Raw genomic sequence first — 5620 nt, forward strand, 5'->3', positions numbered from 1 at the left:
GGGCCGCCCCCGGCCCCGGCCAACCCCGAGGCCGGCATGCCCGGCGCGCGCGGGGCGCCGCCGCTGAAGACGCGGCCCCACTGGGAGAGCCGGTCCCGGCCCTCGGCCAGGAGCAGCAGCAGATAGCCGGCCGCCGCCACCAGGAACCACACCCAGTCGCTTCCGTCGTCCGACAGGCCCGCCGCGACCGAGTACAGCGCCAGCAGCGGCAGCCCGGCGGGGGCCGCGCTGCGGTAGGTCACCGCGAGCGCGTCGACCACAAGACCTATCAGCAGCACCCCGCCGACCAGCAGCAGCCGGATGCCGTCGGTGACCGGCGCCGGGGTCGCGTACTGCCCGACGTCGCTGGTGCCCTCGCGCAGCAGCAGCGCGAACTCATGGAGGGCCTCCGGGCTCGGCAGCACCCCGGCGATCGCCTGCCCGGACGCGAACACGGCCGTGAGCAGCAGCAGCATCACCACGGCCTGCCCCGCCACCGTCAGCGGACGGGCCAGCGGCACCCGGCGGGCGGCCGCGCCCGCGGTGCTCTGGACCGCCAGCAGCAGCACGGCCTGGAGCAGCCAGCCGGCCGGATTCACCAGCGGCAGCAGCGCGCACGCGGCCGCGGCCGTGGCCAACGCCGCGCAGATCGCCAGCCGAACGCTCCCACTCATCCCCAGCTCCCTGTCATGCCGCCGACGACCCGAGGTCCGGTGTCGGCCCGGGTGGCGCCCTGCCCGTCGGCCTGCCGCCACAGCTCCGCCAGCGAGGCGCCCGGGGCGACCGGCAGCGCCGTCCACCCCGCCTCGCGCAGTCGGCGCAGCGCGTCCTCCAGCTCTTCCGGATCGGCCGGTTCCACGCCCCGCGACCAGGCATGGCCGTCCATGACGAACGCCACCGCCGCCGTGGCGCGGTGCCGCATCCGCGCGACGAGCGCGGCCTGCTCCTCGTCCAGATCGCCCAGGAAGGCCACCAGCAGGCCCTCGCCCCCGCCGCCCAGCACGTCGTACGCGAGGGAGAGCCCGTCCTCGTCGGAGTGGTCCACCACCGCGAGGGTGTCCAGCATCAGCCCGGCCGTCTCCGCGGAGTCATGCGTGGATCCGGTGAATCCGCCTCCGCCGTCCGGGCCGGGCACCGAGCTTCCGGTGTCGGTCAGCAGCCGGACCGCATAGCCCCGCTCCAGCAGGTGCACCGAGGCCGAGGCCGCGCCGCACACCGCCCACTCGAAGGGGGAGTCGGGCCCCGCGCCCTCGTAGGCGATGCCGCGGGTGTCCAGCAGCACCGTGCAGTGGGCGCGCTGCGGCTGCTCCTCCCGGCGCACCATCAGCTCTCCGTAGCGCGCGGTGGACCGCCAGTGCACCCGGCGCAGGTCGTCGCCGTGGCGATAGCCGCGCGGGATCACATCGTCCTCACCGGCCAGGGCCAGCGAGCGGTGCCGCCCGTCCCCGTACCCCGCGGCCTCGCCGGTCAGCCGCACCGCGGGCAGCGGCTCGACCCGGGGTACCACGGTGAGCGTGTCGTAGGCGCTGAAGGCGCGGGTCAGCTCGCACATCCCGAACGGGTCGTTCAGCCGCAGCTGGAGCGGGCCCAGCGGATAGCGGCCGCGCAGATCGGAGCGGACCCGGTAGGACACCTCGCGGCGGCCGCCCGGCTCCACCCGGTCCAGGACGAAGCGGGGGCGCGGCCCCAGCACGTACGGCACCCGGTCCTGGAGCATGAGCAGCCCGGTGGGCAGCCGCGAGACGTTGTCCATCCGCAGGTGCACCCGGGCCTCGGAGCCCGCCGGGACCCGCGCGGGCGCGAGCCGCCGGCTGCCCGCCACCCGGTACCGGGTGCGGTAGACCACGGCCACGCACACCAGGGGCAGCGCCGCCAGCAGCAGCCCCACCCGCAGCAGATCGGCCTGGCCCAGCACATAGCTGCACACCGCGGCGGCGACCCCGGCGGCCAGGAAGGAACGGCCGCGGGTGGTCAGCCCGGCCAGCGCCGCCCGGATCGTGCCCCGGTCCTCCCCGCTTCCGGCGCCTCCGGGGCCCGCGCCGGTCCCCCCTGTGGTCATCACAGCCTCCGTGCGCCCGGCTGCTGCCCGTAGTCGACCGGGGGCATGGGAGGCACCGGGGGCACCGGTCCGCCGCTCCGCTGCGACGAGGTGGGCAGCGGGGTGTGCTGGAGGATGTCGCCGACGACCTGCTCCGCGGTGCGCCGGTTCAGCTGGGCCTGGGCAGTGGGCAGCAGCCGGTGGGCCAGCACGGGGACGGCGAGCGACTGCACGTCGTCGGGGAGGGCGAAGTCCCGCCCGGCCAGCGCGGCCGACGCCTTGGCGGCCCGCAGCAGGTGCAGGGTGGCCCTGGGGGAGGCGCCGAGCCGCAGATCGGGGTGGTTGCGGGTGGCGGACACCAGGTCCACCGCATACCGCCGGATGGCCTCGGCGACGTGCACCGAGCGCACCGCCTCGACCAGCTTGACGATCTCGTGGGCGTGCGCGACCGGCTGCATGTCGTCCAGCGGGGAGACGCCGCCGTGCACGTCCAGCATCTCCAGCTCCGCCTGCGGGCTGGGGTAGCCGATGGAGACGCGCGCCATGAAGCGGTCGCGCTGCGCCTCGGGCAGCGGATAGGTGCCCTCCATCTCGACCGGGTTCTGGGTGGCCACCACCATGAACGGGCCGGGCAGTTCGTAGCTCTTCCCGTCGATGGTGACCTGGCGCTCTTCCATCGATTCAAGGAGCGCGGACTGGGTCTTGGGGGAGGCGCGGTTGATCTCGTCGCCGATGACGATCTGGGCGAAGATCGCACCCGGCTTGAATTCGAATTCCTTGCGCTGCTGGTCGTAGATGCTCACCCCGGTGATGTCCGACGGCAGCAGGTCGGGGGTGAACTGGATACGGCGCACCGAGCAGTCGATGGACCGCGCGAGCGCCTTGGCGAGCATGGTCTTGCCGACGCCCGGGACATCCTCGATCAGCAGATGCCCCTCGGCGAGCAGTACGGTCAGCGAAAGCCGTACGACCTCGGGCTTGCCCTCGATCACACCCTCCACCGACCGGCGGACCCGCTCCGCTGTGGTGGTCAGATCGCTGAGGCTCGCTCGTTCGTCATAGGTCGTCACCCGGCCCTCCTCGGCCCGTTCTCAGGGCCGACTGTCCGACCAAGGACGGACCGGCCCACCGCAAACGCAGTCACCGGCCCCCGCGGGGTTGCGGGGGACGATGTCATCTACGCATTCTTGCGGTCTTCGCCGTCTCGCGTCACTCGGCTGTGGATAACCCGGGGTTATTTGTCACGCTTGTACGAGTTCGGGCTGAAAATCTCCTCAGCTGCGGGGCTCGACCTCGCGCAGCAGACCGGTCGTCACATCGAAGATGAAGCCCCGCACATCGTCGCGGTGCAGCAGGAACGGCGAGGTGCGGACGCGCTGCATCGACTGGCGGACATCGGCGTCCAGGTCCTTGAACGCCTCGACCGCCCACGACGGCCGCTGGCCCACTTCCTCCTCCAGCTCGTGCCGGAAGTCCTCGGTGAGGTTCAGCAGGCCGCAGCCCGTGTGGTGGATCAGCACGACGCTGCGGGTGCCCAGCGCGCGCTGGCTGATGGTCAGGGAGCGGATGATGTCGTCGGTGACCACGCCGCCCGCGTTGCGGATGGTGTGGCAGTCGCCCAGCTCCAGGCCGAGCGCCTCGTGCAGATCGAGGCGTGCGTCCATGCAGGCGACGATGGCCACGCGCTGCACGGGGCGCGCGTCCATGCCGGGGTCGGTGAACTTGGCGGCGTACTGGCGGTTGGCCTCGACGAGGCGGTCGGTGACCGAACCGGCGGTGCCGGCGGCGCTGTCGGAGGACTGGGGCAACGGCTGCGACGCTGATATCGACATGGCTATGACCCTAATCCCACCAGGGGATTTTGTCTTTTCTTTAGGTTACGCAAACGAGGGCAACAGGTGCTCTGAAGGAGTGATTGTGAGCCACTCCACACCTCCGTGCGCCCCTTCCCGGCCCCTTCGGACGGAACGGTTCCACTCCGTCGGCGGGGCGCGCTGGCCGGTTGGTTGACCGAAGGGACGAGTGGACTAAAGTGGCGCGAAGTGGGAGGCGTGACGCTCCCCTTGGATCCCCGAAATTTCGCGTGAGCGCGGTGCGTACGTACCCCTCGGCCTCCTCCCGCTCCGGTCGCCTGACGTCACTTCCCCGGCGCCAGTCGGCCGCTTCCCCTTCAGAGCGGGTGGGGACCCGGCGGTGCGTACCCGCCACGCCCGACCCTCAGAAGGGCGCACGAGCAGCGCAATGAGCAGCAACGCTCTCCACGTTCCCGTCATGCTTCAGCGCTGCCTGGACATGCTGGCCCCCGCCCTCGCCGAACCCGGCGCGGTGGTGGTCGACTGCACGCTCGGCCTCGGGGGGCACAGCGAGGCGCTGCTGAGCAGCTTCCCCGCCGCCCGGCTCATCGCCCTCGACCGCGACCCGGACGCGCTCCGGCTGGCCGGTGAGCGGCTCGCCCCCTACGGCGACCGGGCGACCCTGGTGCACGCCGTCTACGACGAGCTGCCCGAGGTCCTGAACCGGCTCGGGGTGCCGCGCGTCCAGGGCGTCCTGTTCGACCTCGGTGTCTCCTCCATGCAGCTGGACGAGGCCGGGCGCGGCTTCGCCTATGCGCAGGACGCCCCGCTGGACATGCGGATGGACCAGTCGACGGGCATCAGCGCCGCCGAGGTGCTGAACACCTACCCGCCCGGCGACCTGGTGCGCATCCTGCGGACGTACGGCGAGGAGAAGTTCGCCAAGAAGATCGTGGACGCGGTGGTCCGGGAGCGCGCCAAGGAGCCGTTCAGCAACAGCGCCCGGCTCGTCGAGCTGATCCGCGAGGCCCTGCCGCAGGCCGCCAAGCGCACCGGCGGCAATCCTGCCAAGCGCACCTTCCAGGCGCTGCGCATCGAGGTCAACGGCGAGCTGGCCGTGCTGGAGCGGGCCGTTCCGGCGGCCGTGGCGGCGCTCGCGGTGGGCGGGCGGATCGCCGTGCTGTCGTACCACTCGCTGGAGGACCGGCTGGTCAAGCACGTGTTGGCGGCCGGTGCCGCCAACACGGCGCCGCCCGGCCTGCCGGTCGTTCCTGAGCGCTATCAGCCCAAGCTCAAGCTGCTCACCCGCGGCGCCGAGCTGCCCACCGAGGAGGAGATCGCCGAGAACCGCCGCGCCGCCCCGGCCCGGTTCCGGGGCGCGGAGCGCATCCGCGAGGACGCGCTGTGACCCGGGCGCCGGTGTCGGCCGTACCGGGCGCGGCCACGGCCAGGCGGGCGCCCTTCGTGCTGCTCGTCGTGGTCCTGCTCGGCTCCGGCCTGATCGCGCTGCTGCTGCTGAACTCCTCGCTCAACCAGGGGTCGTTCGAGCTGAGCAAGCTGGAGAAGCAGACCGACGAGCTGAGCGACGAACGCCAGTCGCTCCAGCAGGAGGTCGACCAGCTCTCCGCCCCCGGCGCGCTGGAGCAGCGCGCCCAGGAGCTGGGCATGGTGCCCGGCGGCAGCCCGGCGTTCCTCAACCCGGACGGCACGGTGGCCGGGGTGCCCGCACCGGCCACCGGGCAGCCCTCGGTGGCGCACGCCCCCGGCCCGCTGCCCCCGCTCGTGCTCGACCCCACCCCGGCGCCGACCC

The 5620-nt window shown here is 72.9% G+C and carries 6 protein-coding genes; 2 read left to right on the forward strand and 4 right to left on the reverse strand.

Going from position 1 to position 5620, the window contains the following annotated elements; all coding sequences use genetic code 11:
• The 4 genes from EEJ42_RS34995 to EEJ42_RS35010 form a co-directional block, all read right to left on the reverse strand.
• Window positions 1-653, reverse strand: a 653-nt coding sequence (locus tag EEJ42_RS34995; RefSeq protein WP_221179463.1) for a transglutaminaseTgpA domain-containing protein, incomplete at its 3' end; no start/stop codon positions are given.
• Window positions 650-2038 carry a DUF58 domain-containing protein gene (locus EEJ42_RS35000; RefSeq protein ID WP_123106233.1) on the reverse strand — a complete coding sequence of 463 codons (1389 nt, stop codon included), beginning with the start codon at window positions 2036-2038 and terminating at the stop codon, window positions 650-652. The genes EEJ42_RS34995 and EEJ42_RS35000, both read right to left, overlap by 4 nt.
• Window positions 2038-3087, reverse strand: coding sequence for an AAA family ATPase (locus EEJ42_RS35005; protein WP_123106235.1), 1050 nt, complete (start codon window positions 3085-3087; stop codon window positions 2038-2040). Before EEJ42_RS35005 ends, EEJ42_RS35000 begins: the two co-directional genes overlap by 1 nt.
• A gap of 204 nt (window positions 3088-3291) precedes the next feature.
• Window positions 3292-3849: a beta-class carbonic anhydrase gene (locus EEJ42_RS35010; protein WP_123106237.1), complete on the reverse strand. Its 558-nt coding sequence runs from the start codon at window positions 3847-3849 to the stop codon at window positions 3292-3294.
• Between the two features lie 409 nt (window positions 3850-4258).
• On the opposite strand from EEJ42_RS35010, the gene rsmH reads away from it, so the two are divergent.
• Window positions 4259-5218, forward strand: coding sequence for a 16S rRNA (cytosine(1402)-N(4))-methyltransferase RsmH (gene rsmH, locus EEJ42_RS35015; protein ID WP_123106239.1), 960 nt, complete (start codon window positions 4259-4261; stop codon window positions 5216-5218).
• Window positions 5215-5620: cell division protein FtsL (gene ftsL, locus EEJ42_RS35020; protein WP_246097577.1), on the forward strand; the 406-nt coding region annotated here is incomplete at its 3' end. The genes rsmH and ftsL, both read left to right, overlap by 4 nt.

Origin of the sequence: Streptomyces botrytidirepellens, from assembly GCF_003721215.1 — a bacterium.
GTDB classification, from domain to species: Bacteria; Actinomycetota; Actinomycetes; order Streptomycetales; family Streptomycetaceae; genus Streptomyces; species Streptomyces himastatinicus.